This is a genomic window from Scytonema sp. PRP1, assembly GCF_036697665.2.
In the GTDB taxonomy this organism is placed as follows: domain Bacteria; phylum Cyanobacteriota; class Cyanobacteriia; order Cyanobacteriales; family Nostocaceae; genus Kalymmatonema; species Kalymmatonema gypsitolerans.
Map to the genome: position 1 here is coordinate 70,336 of NZ_JBAHYJ020000113.1, position 14,416 is coordinate 84,751.

The following is a 14,416-nucleotide window of genomic DNA, read 5'->3' on the forward strand; positions in this document are numbered from 1 at the left end:
TTAAACTTCGTTAGAACGCACCCTACACTCTTATTATTTGCGTCCATCTAATTAATTAGCTAAACATTAGACAATGAGCAACAATTTTTCATATAAAGTTGGTGGAAGTCTTACAGAAGATGCTCCCAGTTATGTAATAAGACAAGCAGACTCTGACCTTTACAATGAACTGAAAGCAGGTAATTTTTGTTATATTTTTAATTCCCGACAGATGGGTAAAACTAGCTTGCAAGTTCGCACAATAAAACGATTGCAAGCTGAAGGAATCGCTTGTACTACAATTGATATTTCTGGACGCGGTAGTAAAGATATAAATCCGGAACAGTGGTATGCAGGTATTGTTTACACATTGGTTGCAAATTTTGAAATAGCTAACCCCAGCGAATTTATTAGAACATGGTGGAAAGAAAATTGCGAATTATCGCCACTACAGCGTTTAGATATATTTGTTGAAAATTTTTTGTTAGGGAAACTTCCAAATCAAATAGTTATTTTTATTGATGAAATTGATAGTATTTTAAGCTTTAAGTTTGAAGGTGATGATTTTTTCTCCTGGATTAGAAGTTGTTATGAAAAGCGTAATCTTAATAGCGAGTTTCATCGGATTACTTTTGCTCTTCTCGGAGTAGCAACACCTAGCGATTTAATTGCAGATAAAATACGAACGCCATTTAATATCGGTCGCGCAATTCAGCTTAATGGTTTTCAATCGTCTGAAATTTCGCCTTTAGCAGAAGGGTTCAAAGGAAAAATTGAAAATCCGCAAGCTGTTTTGAAAGAAGTTTTAGCATGGACTGGAGGACAACCCTTCCTTACACAAAAATTATGTGATTTGTTAGTAACTCCCCAAAACTTTATTCTTTATTCCTCACTGAAAGCACAGGGAGAAATTACAGAATCCGAATGGGTAAAAAATATTGTCATACAGCAAATAGTTGAAAATTGGGATTCCCTTGACGAACCACCCCATTTAAAAACAATCCAAGATAGAATTTTGATGAGCAGGCATAATACAGGCGCGTTGCTTGGTTTATATCAGAAAATTTTACAATTAGGACAAATTCCCGCTTCGGACAGCCCAGAACAGATAGAATTACGGCTATCTGGATTAGTCGTAGAACAGCAGGGATATTTAAGGGTTTATAACCGTATCTATGCAAGTGTTTTTGATTTAAACTGGGTAGAAAAAGCACTCGCCGATTTAAGACCTTATTCAGAAGCATTATCAGCTTGGTTTGCTTCAAGCTGTCAAGATAATTCTAGATTATTGCGTGGGAAAGCATTAGAAGATGCAAAAAAATGGGCTGCTAATAAAAGTTTAAATCAGCAAGATTACCAGTTTTTAACTGCTAGCCAGGAATTTGAAAAACAAGAAATAGCTACGGCATTATCTCTTCAAGAAGAAGAAAGTCGTATTTTAGCACAAGCTAACGAGACTTTAACCACGGCACAACATCAAGCCAAACGACAAATTCGTATCGGTGGTGCAGTTCTTATTTGTTCTCTTATTGGAGCAACTATTGCTTTTGCATCTGCAACTCATCAATTAAGAGAAGCCCAAGAAGCCACAAGATTAGAACAAGCAGGAGTTGCAGCACTACAACAGTTTGAAACAAAACAAATTGAATCTTTAGTGACAGCTGTAGATGCAGGACAAAAGTTAAAAGAACTAGTAAAAGATGGACGTTCTCTAGAAAAATATCCTGCAACTAGTCCAGTTTTAGCTTTGCAAACAATACTCGATAATATCCGTGAAGTTAAACAATTTGTTGCTCATAAAGATGTTATTACAAGTGTGAACTGGAGCCATGATGGAAAATTCCTTGTCACCGCTTCCGCAGATAAAACCGCTCGAATTTGGAACTTCTCAGGTAAGCTAATGGCAGAACTGAAAGGACATAAAGAACAGGTTAATAGTGCTGATTTTAGTCGAGACGGAAAGCATATTCTTACCACTGGTGTGGATAAAACCGCTCGGATTTGGGATACTTCGGGTAAACAATTAGCGATACTTAAACATCAAGAATATGTAACTAGCGCCAGCTTTAGCCCAGATGGAAAACGTGTCATTACTACTTCTGACAGGCTACCAGCAACAAGTTCAGATACAAAACCTCTTGTTAACAATTATGATGACAAAATAGCTCACATCTGGGATTTATCCGGTAATTTATTAATACAACTTAAACATCAAGATAAAGTTAATAGTGCTAGTTACAGCCCCGATGGTAAATATATTCTTACTGCTTCTAATGATAAGACTGCCCGTATTTGGGATACATCTGGTAAGCTATTGGTAACGCTAAGAGGACATTCAAGGGCTGTTAAAAGTGCTTATTGGAGTCCGAACGGAAAATATATTTTGACTAACTCTGATGACTGCTATGTTTGGGATGTTTCAGGTAAGCAAATCGCACGATTTAAAGTAGATGACAAATGGGCAACTGTAGATGCTGGTTTTAGTCCAGATAGCGAGCGTATCTTTGTATCAACGCCTTTCAAAACTTACGTTAGAGATTTATCTGGTAGGGTTATAAGAGAAATTAAACTTCAGAAAGTACTGAATGGCGACGCAGAATTTAGTCCTGATGGCAAGCGATTTTTCACTACAGATAACACGATAAAAGTATGGGATATATCAGGTAATTTACTCACCGAACTAGTAGGAAATCAAAAAAGTCCCCATTGGAGCCCTGATGGAAAATTTATTGTTACTTTTGGACAAGATAGAATCATTCGTATCTGGGATTTATCCAATAAGATACCAGTAACTATCAAGTCAAAAGACGATATTACAGAAGCAAGCTGGAGTCCCGATGGTAAATACATTGTTACCCCAACTAGAAAATCTGTATTAATGTGGGATAAGTTTGGTAAGCAGTTAGCAAGATTTCAAGGACATTCAGATATAGTTAGTAGCGCTAATTTTAGTCCTGATGGAAAACTAATTGTCACCGCTTCATATGATAAAACTGCTCGTGTTTGGAATACATCCGGAAAACAGCTACTATTGCTTGCTGGACATGATGATAAATTAGGATATGCTGCTTTTAGTCCAGATGGCAAGTATATTTTAACTGTAAACTATAATAGTAAAAGTAGAATCTGGTCAGCTTCTGGTAAGTTACTAGCTACATTTCAACGCGCATATGCTGGTTGGAGTCCTAATGGCAAATATATTATGGCTATGTCCCATAATAACAAGACTAGTTTGTGGAATTTTTCAGGCAAAAAAATAGTAGAATTTGAAGGAAATACAAGTTTTAATCTTGGCGCTAACTTCAGTCGAGATGGAGAGCGGATTGTTACGACTAATGGAAATATAGCAACCATTTGGAATACATCTGGTCAAAAATTATCAGAATTTAAAGCCAATCAAGATATTTATAACCCTAGTTTTAGTCCAGATGGAAAACTAGTTATTACTACTAGCCAGGATAATAGCGTAATTATTTGGGATACTTCAGGTAAAGAATTAGTTGAAATACCACATCAAGATGTTGTTAGAGATGCTATATTTAGCCCGGATGGTAAGCGCATTGTCACAGCCTCAGATGATAGAACTATTCGTATGTGGGATATATCGGGTAAGCAGCTTGCACAATACAAGCATTCTTCTGTATTTTTTGTAGTGGAAGTAAATTTTAGCCCGGATGGTAAATATATTCTTGCGCAGGTTAATGGTAAATCTTCTAATGGTAAGGAGCTACTTATTTGGCATGTTGACGAATTAGATGGACTTTTAACACGAGGATGCGACTGGTTAAAAGATTACCTGAATACCCAGCCTCAAGTACGGGAAAGATTAAAGGTTTGTTAGGGTAAATAGTGGTAGGGAAACGGCAATACCACTACATGACAGCACCGACAACTGTGGTTTTAAAAGTATTGGCTGTACCTAGAGGTAGCTTATCTTTTACCAGTTTTCTAGAACGATTGAGAATTGATATTCCACGCATTGCCTCCTAAACAATATTCCTCAAAAACCCCAGCAAATGTTGCCAAATAGAAGATGATGCTTTCTTGCTGACTCTAGCTTGATTTAAATCTGATAGAGAAGGAAATGCAGCAGACTGGGCATAAGGACCTTTTCGCAACACCCTAGCTAAGGCGCTATTGTCTTCTCGCAAACCTTCATAGAAAAAGAAGACTTCCCCAGAAATACCACAAGCACGGTTATACTCAATAGCTTGCAACAAGTACTGTGGACTTATCCGATAAGAACCAACTTTCATCAGAATTCCTGGTGCTAACTTCGACAGCGTACCATCTGTGAATTGCTCGCTGACCAGCTTATCAACAATACCTTTGTAAGTGAGAAAATCACGGCGATAAATTTGCGGATGGATAATATCTACAAGCCCTCTTTTTAGCCATGTGGGCGAGTCTTGCAGGTATTCCTTGTATGCCCAATTATGAATATTAGGGGCAATTGATATCAGCAGGTTGGAATTAATCGCTTTGATTTCTTCATAGAGGCGGGCAAGAAATTCAGTGAGAATATCAGCACGCCACTGCAACCATCGCCCATCCTTGAAGTTTTTTGGCGGAGATTCGCCAAACTCCTGACGGTAGCGTTCCATAGTTCCTGAGTCATAGCCACCTTCGCTAGGTAATGCAGGCAAGCGGTCATCAGCTTGGATACCGTCTACATCGTAATTTTTTACAACTTCCAATATGAGATTTAACATGAAATTTTGGACTTCCGCGTCAAGGGCATTCAGCCACTCAAACCCGTTTTTCTTCAGTAAATTGCCCTCACTGTCACAAGTAGCCCATTCAGGTTTTTTTGCAAGCAGCAATCCACCATTCAAATTGTAGGAACTGGCGAATCCGTATTCAAACCAAGGAATGACTTTTAGCCCAACCCGCCGCGCCTCAGTCACCACTTCTGCCAAAGGATCGCGCCCAACAAATTGCGGGTTCATTTCTATATCAAAGGTTTGCCGCATTAATTGACTGGGATACATTGTTGATCCCCTGTTCCAGACAACAGGGAAGACCACATTAAATCCCGTCTCGGCAAGGAAGTCCATCGCTGACGCAATATTTTGCCGAGAATCGAAAACTTTGCTATCGGTGGTGGTTAGCCAGACGCCGCGTATTTCTACTTTTGCCATGCGCCTTTTAATAATGTGTCCGGGGTATTCAATATACTTTTTGTAAAAGTCTGTATTTTGTATTTAGAACCAGATACCCACACACATTAACACTAGTTAATTATCTGTGTCCATCTGTGTCCATCTGTGGTTTTATTTTCATAACAATTGACTTTTATAAGATATTTCATCTTATAAAAGTCAATTTTTCTATCTTCCTATTACTATCCGACTATATCGCGCCTGAATCACCATATAACCACCGTAAGCAACTAAACCCAGCGCGACAATACCCAAAAGCCAAGGACCATAAGGTTGTTGTGCGATCGCCTGTAACGCCTCACCTAAACCTCCCGCTTGACTGGCGTCAGACTGAGTTGCTGCTTGAATCAAAAACCAACCAATAATACAGAAAACTATCCCTCGGGCTACCAAACCAAATCTGGAAATACCCATTACCAATTTGCGTTCTGAATCGTCCAATTCATGCAAATCTAATTTTTTACGAAACTTCCCACTAAAAGCTTGATAAAACTCATAAAAACCCAAACCAATAGTAAACGCTCCCCCAGCTCCAACTAACCATTGACCAAAGGGCTGAGAAAGTAACCGGGCTGTCCAATCTTGCCTCGAATTACTATTACCACCACCGTCGGAACCGAGGATAATTTGGACAGCGCTTAAAGCTATACCAGCGTAAATCAAACCATTGATTGCATAACCAACTCGCTGTGCCAAACCTTTGGCATCTGTGCCTTTATTTTCTGGATCTTTGATTGCTTGCACAAAACGAAAAATCACGTATCCAATTAACCCAATTGCCACCAATGCTAGCAAAAACTCTCCAAATGGCTGATTGACAATTTCCTGGAGAGCGCCTTCTGTATCAGTCGTTTTACCACCACTACCAAACGCCGCTTGCGCTGCCAATAGTCCAATAACAGCGTAAACTATTCCTTTAGATATATAACCAAATCTAGCTAGTCTCTCAACCCATGAAGAAGGATGTTGTGTTAGTTGCTGTGCCATAATACTTAAGTTTAATTATGGATAAGTATTTAGCAAAATTCACCTATAATATACATCTACCCAAGGAATAATTTTAAAGATAATATGAAGAATTGTTGAGCTATTTGTTCCTTCTCAAGTTAGTTTTTAATCTCAACGATTTTCCGATAAAAGTTATTATTAATACTTGTATAGAAAGCCCGATTATCTACCTTGAAGAGTATAAATTATGTCAGTAGTAGAAGGTTCATGGCAGCACCAATACATCACAACAAACGGGGTGAAATTGCATTACGTCACTCAGGGAGAAGGTCCTCTCATGCTTATGCTGCATGGATTTCCTGAGTTTTGGTATTCGTGGCGGCATCAAATACCAGAATTTGCAAAAAACTATAAAGTTGTTGCCCTTGACTTGCGTGGCTACAACGACAGCGATAAGCCAAAAAACCAATCAGCTTATGTGATGGATGAATTTGTTAGAGATGTCGAGGGGGTTATTAAGGGATTAGGATATCAAAAGAGTATTTTGGTGGGACATGACTGGGGTGGTGCGATCGCCTGGAATTTCGCTTACTCTCATCCTGAAATGGTAGAGCGTTTAATTGTACTGAATCTTCCTCATCCTGCCAAATTTGCCGAAGGCTTACGCACTCCCCAACAGTTGCTACGCAGCTCGTATATGTTCTTATTTCAATTACCAGCAATACCAGAATTTCTCATACAATCCTTTGATTATCAACCAGTTGAAACTGCTTTTAAAGGTATGGCGGTTAACAAGAGCGCTATCACCCAAGCGGATATTGACGCTTATAAAGATGCTGCATCCAAACGGGGTGCTCTTACAGCAATGTTGAACTATTACCGCAACATTTTTCAACAGAGAATGATAAATGAAAAGTGGGGTGTTTTGGAAGTGCCAACGTTGATGATTTGGGGAGAAAATGATACCGCGCTTGGCAAGGAATTAAGCTATGGCACAGAAGTTTATGTGAAAGACTTTCAAATTAAATATATTGCCAACTGTAGCCATTGGGTACAACAGGAACAGCCTCAATTAGTCAATCAGTACATACGAGAGTTTTTGGGGCGTTAATTTCTTAGTGAGTTTTCAAAGATGCCATTTATGGCGCTATAGATGTGAGTGAAATTGAGTTATGCACTTTGGGGCGATCGCATGACTGCGGACACTGAGTCGCTTTCCGATACGTACTCGCGTGAGTCCCTCTGGGACACGCTGCTTTGTGCCTCCCGGAGCGAGGAGCTTACGCGCCGAGAGTGCTTGCGCTTTGCGCTTAGGTGCCATCGCGCAATGTTAGAGAACGATGGACAGCGGGTTGGTTAATCGGTTGTGTTGCTGAGTACATCTAGCAGCCTGCCGTAAGTGATGAGTGCGATCACTATGATCGCACCAACTCCAACTCGTGCGACTTCTAGATATCTATGCTTTCTTGTTTGAGTTACGACGCGAATTTTGAAATTGGTTAGTGTTAGAAGCATTTTTCTCCTCCGAAAAAACATTTTCAAAAAAGTCCTAATAGATACATGCCCTAGAAAGACTAGTTGATAGACCATATACCCTATTCTTCCCAAGACACTTAGCTTGATTCACATTTAGGGGCAAAGACAAAATAAAATGCAGATTCTTCTCCTGGCTCAGACGGACTCGCGTTCGTGGTTAATTCTTGGTATCGATGATTTCATTAAAATACTGCCCTTTGGACAATCGTATTGACATACTCCTCAGCCTAAAGGCATGAGGATTCTAGGCTCAAACAACAATTGCAGGCGTTGCCCGTCTTACATCGTCTAATATCAGGTTCGGTTGATGACTTATCATTCCTGAAGAACCCCACCCCGCAATCATCTGCGCTTAGGCTCCCTGCCCCTAATCCCCAGAGGGGACCCCGAGTTCCCCGCGAGCGGAGAGCAGCGCCGTGCGGGGGTTCCCCCCGTTGAGGCGACTACGGGGGAGGGGATAAAGGGGAGCCAGCGCGAATGACGGCTTTCCCGACCTAGGCGACTGGCGTGTGGGGTGCAGTTAACGTGGGAACCATAACTAATTAGCCGGACATGATATAACCCAGCAGGTAAGAAGAATCAATATCCACCCTTCTTCCAACCGAAAAATAAAACCCCCTTCCATGAAGTTAAGGGGGCAAAAAACGCTGTTGTAGATCTTCGGCAGACCAATGATTATTAGGTGCAGACGATATTGACTTATGCAGCAAGGGGGATCGCCCAAGGGGCAGTGCCGAACGCGAGTGCGTCTTTTGCTACACAGTTTTTGTGTAACTTGAAAATTACTGTGTAAAATTTATTACAAAGTTGGAGTGAAAAAGCACATCATCAGCAATGACTACAAATCTGTATTTCATCCAAATGAAAACCGCCATAAACAAATAACACCCTGTCTTCCAATCTCACACCACCTGATAGACAAAACTCAGACTTGCCCAATTATTCACATCTAACACATATGAGTCAGCCGCTGTGCCGTTCATATCCTTGACTGCACTGGCATTATGCAAATCTTGCAGAACAGCTTGTGCAACTTCTAAGGGGCTAATCAAGGGCTGTATGCGCTGTTGTTCTGCTTTGGGATGCTTAGCAGCTTCTAAAGCAGACAGAGATTGAGTAAAAGGTGCAGTACTAAAGATAAGTTGGGTTTCACTCAAGGAAGTTGGTCCTTGCACCACCCATTCAAAACCAGCAGTCGTTTGTGGTATCGTGAGCGTCTCCCCTGGAGAAATGACCATATCTTTGAGTACTGGTTTGAATTCCGATGAGTCTGATTCACTACTTTTGTACCAGGGAACCAGAGCGATCGCAGTCCGACTGCTATTTAATCCCAGCAGCATCAGATAAATAGGGCGATCGCTCATATTTTCCACTCGATACTGTATCTTACTACCGACACTTACAGTAGGAATATCACCGAGTTCAGGATTAAATGGTTTCTTGCTTGATGTTTCAGTGCTTTGGGTTCGTAGTGTTTCTCGTTGTATCACCGCCCGAGGCGTGAGGGTACCAATGATCTCTAATGTTGCCTTGATCCCCAAGCGCGAGGATCCTGTATTCTCTGTAAGTCGCCATAATTTTGCCGCCAGCAAAGTTTGTAGTTTTGGTGCTAACCGCTGCGCGGCTACTTTGACTGCGTCTCCCGCTTCCCCTTCAGTGTTAGGAATGAGTTCGCTACCAAGAGAAAATAAACCGTAACGACTGGGAGACACAACCGTAGGGTTAGTGGCTGCTAAATCTTTATTCTTCGCTTCTGGTAGTTTCCCAAACACATAATCTGCTGGCTGTTCTCCCGCGACTACGCTTGACACATGCGCAATTGTTGCAAAGGCACTTGTCGCATCTACGCGCTCAATTCTTTCGAGTCCAGTATTAAGAGCAACCGTTAAACCTATATTCCGAGGGATAACTCGCACAGCTTCCTGAACAAGTTGCCCGACTTGTGGGGAAGCCGTACCCTCAAGATTGGAAATTTGCGCTTTTGCTGTTAACCCTGCACGCGATCGGAAAACGAGCTGTGTATTTAACCCTTCTTTTGTCAGCAGAGTCAATCGGGAATTCGCTCCGTAGTATTCCAAGACTTGTGCAGGAAGTCCTCCTAGCCACAGTAAAACTGTTTTCCCATCGTCTTCAATTCCTGTGACGACTCCTTCTGCCCCAGAGGTGCTGTTTGGCAGCAAAATATCTGCTATCAGCGTCCGAGAAAGCTGATTTTTCTTATCTAGCAATAGTGCTGGCTGCTGTTTCGTACTTCCCAACTGCTGGACAGAAGCAGCCACATGAGAAAGACAGACTTGAATTGTCGTTGCTGGTATGGCTTCCCACAAGTACTGCGTTAAGGCGTAGGTAAATAATCCAGCACTAAAACCAGACAACTGCTCCTCCCTTGCCAATTGCTTGGGATCAGAGGTTGCTGACAGCACAATAATTGGCTCTTTTGTGGCAACCTGCTCCTGTAGCTTACGTTGCAACTCAAGTTCTTCTGCTGACAGGATAGCTTGTTCTGGTACTGGACGGCTGCGAATTCGTAGACTCGTTGGCGCCGAGGTGGAACGTGTGTAGTAGCTCGTATCCAATACTGCTGTTACATGATTTGTGGCGAGCGATCGCAACATCAGCAGCAGTGTTTCTTCCAATATATAGTTGACAATTTTACTCCCTTGTGAATATTCATTGCCATTAACTGGAACTAGAGCGTTTTGTGCTTCTTGCATGTCCAATTTGACACGGCTGCCATAGCCACTGTAGTGAAACACGACCACATCATCAGGTCTAGCTTGTTTCACTAGATGCTCGAAAAAAGCCGTCTCGATAGATTCCCTCGTCGCTTTTTCATTTGTTAACGAAATAATGTCTGAGGTTTGGAAACCAAAGCGGTGAATCAAAAGTTCCCTTTGCAGATCCACATCGGTTAGACAACCGAGCAAACCTGTCTGTTCAGGGTACTGATTGATACCTACTAATAAAGCCAATTTACGTGGTATGGGTTGTGCTAAAGCTTGGTAATAGCGATTTCCTAGGGTCAACCACTCAGCCTGCGCTGCACCCAATACCGTGAGTATAGAGCCAAGCCTTTGTAAAAATGTTCGCCGCTTCATAGTTAGCTATCAGCCCTCAGTCCATCAGCTATAGCTTATAGGGCTGAGGTCTGTAGTGTAAAGTAACCTTTTATACTTTCTTTATCTTGAATGTGCTTTAAATATCGTAAGTATGCACTGGTATTTGCATTGCCCGTGCCAATTCTGCCGCCACTTCTGGACGAGAAAATTCTGGTGGAGGTAACTCGCCTCGCCGCAGCATTTCCCGCACCTTTGTTCCCGACAGATGAATGCGCTCTTCCGGAAGACTAGGGCTTGTTTTACTCGTCGCCATTTGATGGGTACGCGTGCAGTAAAAGGCGTGTTCAAACATCATCGGTACAATGCCCAGTTCTTCAGGCTTAAACTCATCAAAGATATGCTGAGCATCATAAGTGCCGTAGTAATTACCTACTCCAGCGTGATCTCGTCCGACGATAAAGTGAGTACAACCGTAGTTTTTGCGAATCAAAGCGTGGAAAATTGCCTCCCGAGGACCAGCATAACGCATAGCCGAGGGATTAATTGCTAAAAGGACGCGGTTATGGGGGTAGTATTTCTCCATCAAAATTTCGTAACAGCGCATCCGCACATCTGCGGGGATGTCATCTTCTTTCGTCGCTCCAACCAATGGGTGCAAAAATAGACCATCCACAATTTCCAAAGCGCACTTTTGGATATATTCATGAGCGCGGTGGATGGGGTTGCGAGTTTGGAACCCAACAATAGTTTTCCAGCCCATTTCCTGAAACAACTGCCGAGACTCGACGGGATCAACTTGGTATTTTGGAAATAGAGGATGAGCCTCGCGTTCTAATAACCACACATCACCTGCTAAATTTACAGAACCTTGATTGTAGAGTACCTTTACACCAGGATGGTTTGAATCATTGGTTCGGTAAACATGAATAGCTTCACGGATCTTGTCGTAGTGGTATTTTTCTGTAAGTTCCAATACTCCGATATACTGACCAGCACGATTATCTAAACGAATCAAACCACCTTCTTGCAAGGGGGCGGCGACTTCTTCACTAACCGAGAGTGTAACCGGAATTGACCAAACGGTTCCGTTCGCTAGCCGCATTTCTGTAACAACGCGGTTGTAGTCCTGCTGATTCATAAAACCAGTCAGTGGACTAAAACCACCAATTGCAATCATTTGCAAATCTGATTCCGCCCGTTGGTCAAGTTGCACTCGCGGTAGAAAGTCAGCTTTTGAGAGAAATACTTGTTTTTGCTCAGGTGTAGCGATGCGATTCACTAATTGCCCACCATGAGGGGCTATGCTGTCAAGATTATAACTCAAGGTAGTCCTTTGTTTGCGATAACTACATTTTTTTTTAAGCTATGTATAACTTACCAAACCGTAGGCACGTATAGAGCAAAGATTATAGTTATTCGCAAATAGAAAGTAGGAAAAGATTAGGGGCATGAGGGATAAAACTCCCTCATGCCCATACCTGATTCGTGATCTAGCTAAATTGTTCAATGATCCCGCCACCCAACACTTTGTCCCCGTCGTACCAAACTGCAGCTTGTCCGGGGGTAATGCTAAACTGAGGTTCATCAAATACTACGCGGACACGGGAGTTTTCCAAGGGAATGACTGTTACTGGTACAGGAGTTGAACGGTAGCGAATTTGAACATCAGTGCGAATTGGGGTTGATGGTTCGGGCATAGATAGCCAGTTGACCCGCCCTACGGTACATTCGGGTTGAGTTGCTTTGGTGCGATCGCCTACAATCACTCTATTGTTCACTGCATCCAATTCGATCACATACAACGGTTCGGCAGCGGCGACCCCCAAGCCTTTACGTTGCCCTATCGTATAATGATGGACACCATCGTGTTGCCCAAGCACCTTACCCGTGGGGTCAACGATATCGCCTTTTTTGGGTGCAAGATATTTGTCAAGAAACGCTCGCATTGACCCGTTGCTTTCCACTAAGCATAAGTCCTGACTTTCTGGCTTATCTGCTGTTTTCAAACCGTGTTCTGTAGCAATACGACGAGTGTCAGTTTTTTGGAGTTCTCCAAGAGGGAATACGGTGCCTGCTAGTAAATCTTGCGACAAGTCATAGAGAAAGTAGGACTGATCTTTATTGCGGTCAACTGCTCGTAATAACTGGTAACGCCCAGTTGCTTGGTCATACTCAATGCGGGCATAATGACCGGTGGCAATGCGATCGCATTCTAATTTCTCGCGAGCATACTGCAACATCGGACCAAATTTCACAGTTTTATTGCACTGCGAGCAAGGCAAAGGAGTGATCCCAGTACTGTAACCAGCTACCAGGTAATCGACGATATGGGTCTGAAAGACATCGCGAATATCAACAATATGATGGGGAATGCCCAGTTGTTCGCAGATATAAGCCGCGTCAATCATACCTTCAGAGCAGCATTGACCTTTCCCTTTCATCAGCCAAAGGGTCAGACCAATAACTTCATAACCTTGATCGTGCAAAATGGCTGCTGCGGTGGAACTGTCAACGCCACCAGAAAGACCAACGACTACTTTCTTCATCTGCGGAAAAATGGCTAGGCTACTGTTCCTAGCTTAACACTGTCAACCAAAGGCATATGAATAAGGCACAAAGTGGAAATTCTCCATTTTCAGATTCCCAACTTCTTAAAGAAGTCGGGAATCTTAATTGTTCACAAATGATTTAGGATTACTATATTAAGCTTGTTATTTCTACTTCATTGTTTATTCCTTCTGAAGTTTTGCTGCTACTAAGCTATCAAGACTAAAAGAACTGCATACAGTCAACAGTTAGAATACTTGAGCGCACGATGCTCATTTCTTCTTTTTGAATTTTGAATTGCTTATGTCTGGTGCAATACCTTGTCAATTTACAGCATCCACCAGTTTTAGCCGATTATCAACACTAAATCCTTTACGGTTCCATATCTTCCATTTTCGACTACAGTCCATCTTGCCTCTAGTGCTGGGAGGATGTTTGCTGTTTATTTCCAACTCCACCCAAGCATATGCTCAAATCAAAACAGGTAATAGTTTACTGACTCAAAGGGTGTATCAAGGCTTACCGCCTACTCCCAATGATCCACTGCCTCCTTATGGTCAAGAGCCATTACCGCAAGTGCCGACAGGAGAGCCATTTTCTACAAGCCCCCAAAATAGCGTAGAATTCCGAGCACCGTCAAATCAATATAATCAAAATAATCAAAACTTTGGGCGCTACCAAGTGTACGTTTATGGCAGTAATTTGCGACGACAACTGCCAGAAGTACGTGACATCGTACCAGATGCGTTTATAAAACGGTTAGGAAGACGTGAGGTCATTCAGGCAGGAGTATTTCGCAGCGAATCAGGTGCCCGAGACAGAGCTAGACAGTTGCAATCCAGGGGTATAGGTAACACACGAATTGCCAGCTACAACGGACAAGATATACCCAATTATCCTGATACAGGATATCCTAACGGGTATCCTGGAGGCGGTTATGGCGGGAATAGGTCTAACAAGTACTATGTAGTAGTCCCTACCAAGTTGGAAGAGTTACCCTACTACAGAAACGAAATCAGACGCTATGTCAGACGACGAGATATAGCCGTTATCCCTAGAGATGAACCGCGAGGACCACACGTATTAGTTGGACCTTTTGCCAACCGCTGGCAGGCAGAAGAGTGGAACCACCGTCTGCGGCGAAATTCAAGATTTGGTAATGCCAGAGTTTACTACGGCAAATAA

General features: G+C 42.3%; 10 protein-coding genes. 3 read left to right on the forward strand and 7 right to left on the reverse strand.

Annotated features, from left to right (window positions below; genetic code table 11):
* The first annotated feature begins 73 nt into the window (after positions 1-73).
* Positions 74-3,820 carry an eIF2A-related protein gene (locus tag V5G28_RS29815; RefSeq protein ID WP_332987019.1) on the forward strand — a complete coding sequence of 1,249 codons (3,747 nt, stop codon included), beginning with the start codon at positions 74-76 and terminating at the stop codon, positions 3,818-3,820.
* A gap of 145 nt (positions 3,821-3,965) precedes the next feature.
* Here the strand turns inward: V5G28_RS29815 and V5G28_RS29820 are convergent, their stop codons facing one another.
* Both V5G28_RS29820 and V5G28_RS29825 read right to left on the reverse strand, forming a co-directional pair.
* Entirely contained in the window at positions 3,966-5,120 is a 1,155-nt protein-coding gene (locus tag V5G28_RS29820; protein WP_332987020.1) for a glycoside hydrolase family 10 protein, read from the reverse strand.
* A 189-nt stretch (positions 5,121-5,309) separates the two neighbouring features.
* Complete coding sequence (locus V5G28_RS29825) at positions 5,310-6,128, reverse strand: DUF1206 domain-containing protein (protein WP_332987021.1); 819 nt, start codon at positions 6,126-6,128, stop codon at positions 5,310-5,312.
* Positions 6,129-6,336: 208 nt separating this feature from the next.
* Here V5G28_RS29825 and V5G28_RS29830 point away from each other — a divergent pair, with 208 nt between their 5' ends.
* Entirely contained in the window at positions 6,337-7,200 is an 864-nt protein-coding gene (locus tag V5G28_RS29830) for an alpha/beta fold hydrolase (RefSeq protein WP_332987022.1), read from the forward strand.
* A gap of 36 nt (positions 7,201-7,236) precedes the next feature.
* Here V5G28_RS29830 and V5G28_RS29835 read toward each other — a convergent pair whose 3' ends face one another.
* The 5 genes from V5G28_RS29835 to mnmA form a co-directional block, all read right to left on the reverse strand.
* Positions 7,237-7,410 carry a hypothetical protein gene (locus tag V5G28_RS29835; RefSeq protein ID WP_332987023.1) on the reverse strand — a complete coding sequence of 58 codons (174 nt, stop codon included), beginning with the start codon at positions 7,408-7,410 and terminating at the stop codon, positions 7,237-7,239.
* A 35-nt stretch (positions 7,411-7,445) separates the two neighbouring features.
* The gene (locus V5G28_RS29840) at positions 7,446-7,604 is read right to left on the reverse strand and encodes a hypothetical protein (protein ID WP_332987024.1); all 159 of its coding nucleotides are present in this window, start codon (positions 7,602-7,604) and stop codon (positions 7,446-7,448) included.
* Between the two features lie 923 nt (positions 7,605-8,527).
* The gene (locus tag V5G28_RS29845; protein ID WP_332987025.1) at positions 8,528-10,723 is read right to left on the reverse strand and encodes a caspase family protein; all 2,196 of its coding nucleotides are present in this window, start codon (positions 10,721-10,723) and stop codon (positions 8,528-8,530) included.
* A gap of 97 nt (positions 10,724-10,820) precedes the next feature.
* A complete protein-coding gene (gene sat, locus V5G28_RS29850) occupies positions 10,821-12,008 on the reverse strand; it encodes a sulfate adenylyltransferase (RefSeq protein WP_332987027.1) in 1,188 nt (395 codons plus the stop codon).
* A gap of 166 nt (positions 12,009-12,174) precedes the next feature.
* On the reverse strand, positions 12,175-13,230 hold the full coding sequence (mnmA, locus tag V5G28_RS29855) for a tRNA 2-thiouridine(34) synthase MnmA (protein WP_332987028.1): 1,056 nt from the start codon (positions 13,228-13,230) through the stop codon (positions 12,175-12,177).
* Positions 13,231-13,534: 304 nt separating this feature from the next.
* Here mnmA and V5G28_RS29860 point away from each other — a divergent pair, with 304 nt between their 5' ends.
* Positions 13,535-14,416: a hypothetical protein gene (locus V5G28_RS29860; RefSeq protein ID WP_332987029.1), complete on the forward strand. Its 882-nt coding sequence runs from the start codon at positions 13,535-13,537 to the stop codon at positions 14,414-14,416.

What these genes read in the sequence shown, in the direction of transcription:
- V5G28_RS29815 (WP_332987019.1), top strand. Translation starts at nt 74, where the DNA reads ATGAGCAACAATTTTTCATATAAAGTTGGTGGAAGTCTTACAGAAGAT.
- V5G28_RS29820 (WP_332987020.1), bottom strand. Translation starts at nt 5,120, where the DNA reads ATGGCAAAAGTAGAAATACGCGGCGTCTGGCTAACCACCACCGATAGC.
- V5G28_RS29825 (WP_332987021.1), bottom strand. Translation starts at nt 6,128, where the DNA reads ATGGCACAGCAACTAACACAACATCCTTCTTCATGGGTTGAGAGACTA.
- V5G28_RS29830 (WP_332987022.1), top strand. Translation starts at nt 6,337, where the DNA reads ATGTCAGTAGTAGAAGGTTCATGGCAGCACCAATACATCACAACAAAC.
- V5G28_RS29835 (WP_332987023.1), bottom strand. Translation starts at nt 7,410, where the DNA reads ATGGCACCTAAGCGCAAAGCGCAAGCACTCTCGGCGCGTAAGCTCCTC.
- V5G28_RS29840 (WP_332987024.1), bottom strand. Translation starts at nt 7,604, where the DNA reads ATGCTTCTAACACTAACCAATTTCAAAATTCGCGTCGTAACTCAAACA.
- V5G28_RS29845 (WP_332987025.1), bottom strand. Translation starts at nt 10,723, where the DNA reads ATGAAGCGGCGAACATTTTTACAAAGGCTTGGCTCTATACTCACGGTA.
- mnmA (WP_332987028.1), bottom strand. Translation starts at nt 13,230, where the DNA reads ATGAAGAAAGTAGTCGTTGGTCTTTCTGGTGGCGTTGACAGTTCCACC.
- V5G28_RS29860 (WP_332987029.1), top strand. Translation starts at nt 13,535, where the DNA reads ATGTCTGGTGCAATACCTTGTCAATTTACAGCATCCACCAGTTTTAGC.